The following is a 3,958-nucleotide window of genomic DNA, read 5'->3' on the forward strand; positions in this document are numbered from 1 at the left end:
AGAATAAGGTATTAAATAGACGCAATGTATTGATCTGGACAGGTCTTATATTGCGTTTTTTCATCCTTTACTTTTGTGATAAATTAGTTAGAATGGTAGTAATATAGGTATCGAGTCGAAGGAGGTGCTTTTTATGGAAATGGAGCGCATTAATGAAAATACAATTCGTGTTTTAGTCGACTCGAATGATCTTGAAGAACGGGGAATAAAGATTCTTGATCTGTTAAGTGACCATAAGCAGATCCAAGATTTTTTCTATAGTATTTTGAAAGAAGTCGATTCTACTCACCAATTTCAGGATAATGATTCAGTAACTTTTCAGGTAATGCCAACAGGAAATGGTCTGGAGCTTTTTATCAGTAAGAATGATCAGGTTAATGCGATGGGTGATGGTCGAAATGACGCGATTACTGATTACATTCGCCAGAGTATTGCCCAGCGCCGGAAAGATGAATCGTCAACTAATGAGGCGGATGAATCACTGAAAGCTGATGATTACCCAATATCAGGAAATGATTCAGACACATTAACAAAGCTGGTCGTCGTTAGATTTGATCAATTTGAAGACCTGATTCAATACGCAAAGGTTGCTGAGGACAATAATGTGGTTAGTGAGCTATATAAGTACAATGACCAATATTATTTAACTTTGCAATACCTTATTACTGATGAGAATACAGATGAAGAGATAAAGAACCAGATTGCATTAGCATATGAATACGGGAACGCAACTAATATTGCATCTGATTATTTAGCAGAACATTCAAAAAAGCTAATGGAAATCTCAGCCTTACATTTAATTCAACATTATTTTAACTAAGGAGAAACATCCCAAGAATTATTTGAAATTCTGGGATGCTTTTTTGATGCAATTAATAATTTTTGCCGTCTTGTATATATGGGGAGGCGGAAAAGTTGTTAGTAGCAAAATTAAATGACCAATTTATAAACGCCTTTGATGCTTGTCAAGGAAAGAACTACTGTTGTCCAGCGTGTGGGGAGCACCTCGTCCTTAAGCAAGGTCAGAGTAAGATCGCTCATTTTGCTCATCAGGTAAATAGTGGGTGTGTTTTACGGGAAGGTGAGAGTTATGAACATCTTTTGGGAAAACAACAAATTTTTGAATGGGCACGAAAAAAGGGGTGGCAAGCAGAACTTGAAGTTTATATTCCACAGTTAGAACAACGAGCAGATGTCCTTCTTAGAATAGGCGGGCAACGAATTGTAATTGAATTCCAATGTAGTCCATTATCTTTAACCGCTCTCCAAAAACGAACTTTCGGTTATCAGAGCATTGGAATAAAGTGTTACTGGTTTTTAGGTTCACCATACAAGCGGAAACTAAATCAACGACAAGCACAGAAATTCGTCCAAATAGTTAATCGACAGTATACAATTATTTTTTGGGATATTAAGGCTAAAATATTCAGATTAGTTAAACTTGCCATTAAAGAAAAACCGCTTAGTTTAAAAGGTGTAACCCGTGACTACCGCATTCTTCATCGACTTTCATTACTTCAGGAAATTAATCCTTGCGTAAAGAAATTTACTGGTGGCTTACCGGTTATTTGCCACCAAAAAATTTGGGGGATTCAAGTTACTAACCATCCAGAAATATATTGGCGGTGTTTGGTCGTAAAGAGGTTAAATGAAATACCGCTTTTTACTAGTTTTAGTTTGAATTCATGGCTTTATTTACTGAAAGAAGTGGGCTTAACCGAATGGGTGAAATTTCCCTGTCTCCCCTCATCAAGGATCATTAATGATTACTTAAAAGTGTTTACTAAACAATTACTAAAAAGCGGCATCATTATGATGGACGGGCAGACAATTATTTTAATAAGACACCCAAGTTATCACAGATCACTCATGAATCAATACCAAGAAATCCAACGATTAATTCAGTGAAATCATTAGTGGTGATTAATAAAATATGAAATAATAGAAGAGAAAAAATAAATCGGGGATGACCTAGATGAAATATCATACTTGTACAACTTTTCTTGCTGGGAAAAAGGCAACCATTGATGGTTCAACGATTGTTTGCCGAGTTGAAGACTATTCGAATAACTTTGATCCACAACGATTTGTAGTGGTTAAGCCGGAAAACCAGCCGCAGCATTACGAAAGTAAAATAACAAAGTTTACGATTGACCTTCCAACTAACCCATTAAGGTATACAGCAACTCCTGATGCGGATAATAGTGCTGGGATTTTTGGAGCAAGTGGGATTAACTCAGCTAATGTCTCGATGACAGCAACTGAAACAATTACTAGCAATCCACGAATTCTTAGTCTTGATCCGTATAACAGTGAAGATGGAATTGGTGAGGAAGATTTCTTAACCCTAGTTTTGCCCTATGTCAGAACTGCTAAACAGGCTGTTGAACGCGTTGGTCAACTCTTAGAAAAATATGGAACCTATGAAGCAAATGGGATGGCGTTTGGTGATCAAGAAGAAGTCTGGTATTTAGAAACAATTGGTGGCCATCATTGGGCTGCGGTTAAGATTCCTGACGATGCATATGTAATTGCACCAAACCGACTGAACATCACCCACTTTGATTTCGCAGCAAATAATACTTTATGTTCTGCAGACTTGAAGAATTTAATAGATAGTAATCACCTCAATCCCGAGCAAGATGATTATAATTTACGACTGATTTTTGGTAGTAGTACTATTCGTGATACCCGGTATAACAATCCCCGGGCATGGTATGTTCAACGCCGACTAAGTGGTGATCAGGAAAACCAGCCGACAGATCAAATGCTGCCATTTATTAATTACCCACAACGTAAAATTACGATTCAAGAGATTAAAGAGCTAATGAGTTCCCATTATCAGGGTACTGATTATGATCCTTACACTAATGAGGATGCACCATTTCGTTCAATTGCCTTAAACCGGAACCTTGAACTTCATATTCTTCAAATTAGGAATGGCGTTGATCCACGAATTAGCGGTGTTCAGTGGCTTGCCTTTGGTCCTAATACAGTCAATGCAGTTGTTCCATTTTATACAAATATTCAAGAAACACCGCAACATTATTGTGATACAAAAACAACCTTTGATATTCAAGATATTTACTGGTTAAACCACACTATAATGGCAATTGCCGATCAACATTACCAAAAGGTAGAATCAATGATTGAAGACTTTGCAGAGCAAGTTATGACACAAACGCTAGCTTTACAGCACCAAGCGGATCGTGAATTCTCAACAAAGGATGACATTACTGCATTCTTAAGCAAGGTTAATGAACAGATGGCAGAAATATCCTACCAGGAATCAATGAAGTTGCTAGGAAAACTCGTTAATTATGGATTTATGAATGCTCACCTAAAATACTAGTTAATATAAACGACCCCCAAAGTTCCCGTTTGAACTTTGAGGGCCGTTCCTTAGCTTTATTATTTTTGGATGGTTCTTGTTTGGGGATGTAATTGATAATTTTTGATAAAGTTGGCTACCGATATTTCGTCTTCTAACTGCTTATTCTGGTAAGCGGTAATAAGAGTATTGTAGTCAAAGTTATTGAGTAAGAATCCATATTGTGATTGGCTTGAATCAAAAACGACAGCAGTCGCAGGTTCTTTAACCCCTAAGCTTTTAGCAACTTGCTGTTCCTGGCGAAATGTTTTCTTTGCTAGGGACGAATTTCGATCTTCCATGAACATTTCTAGATCAAGTTTAGAGCGTAGGGCAACATCTTTTACCAGGTCATGGTTGTAGTTAATATTTTCTTTGATTAGGGCATTTTGAAGTATTAAGAGGAATTGTCGTCCCCGCTTTTTCCCCTGAAAAGAGGCGGCCATGTAATCAAGAATTACCTGATAGATCGTCCGAGAAACAATTTGACGAACGGCTAAACTATGCTGATTTAAGTGATAAGATTCAATGGTTTGTTGAATGGTTGCCATATTAAAGAACGGAATGAAACGATAATTAACTTTGGTG

4 protein-coding genes are annotated in these 3,958 nt (G+C 37.1%); 3 read left to right on the forward strand and 1 reads right to left on the reverse strand.

The genetic code is table 11. From position 1 onward, the window contains the following. Positions 1-133 precede the first annotated feature (133 nt). The 3 genes from HMPREF0549_RS03240 to HMPREF0549_RS03250 all read left to right on the forward strand — a co-directional run bounded on the left by HMPREF0549_RS03240 (position 134) and on the right by HMPREF0549_RS03250 (position 3,352). Complete coding sequence (locus HMPREF0549_RS03240) at positions 134-820, forward strand: adaptor protein MecA (RefSeq protein WP_003716815.1); 687 nt, start codon at positions 134-136, stop codon at positions 818-820. 95 nt (positions 821-915) lie between these two features. Continuing rightward, a complete protein-coding gene (locus tag HMPREF0549_RS09335; protein WP_050754853.1) occupies positions 916-1,908 on the forward strand; it encodes a competence protein CoiA in 993 nt (330 codons plus the stop codon). Positions 1,909-1,975: 67 nt separating this feature from the next. Continuing rightward, a complete protein-coding gene (locus tag HMPREF0549_RS03250; RefSeq protein WP_003716817.1) occupies positions 1,976-3,352 on the forward strand; it encodes a C69 family dipeptidase in 1,377 nt (458 codons plus the stop codon). A gap of 59 nt (positions 3,353-3,411) precedes the next feature. Here the strand turns inward: HMPREF0549_RS03250 and HMPREF0549_RS03255 are convergent. Further along, positions 3,412-3,958: DsbA family protein (locus tag HMPREF0549_RS03255; RefSeq protein WP_003716818.1), on the reverse strand; the 547-nt coding region annotated here is incomplete at its 5' end.

Origin of the sequence: Limosilactobacillus vaginalis DSM 5837 = ATCC 49540 (genome assembly GCF_000159435.1) — a bacterium.
GTDB lineage: Bacteria > Bacillota > Bacilli > Lactobacillales > Lactobacillaceae > Limosilactobacillus > Limosilactobacillus vaginalis.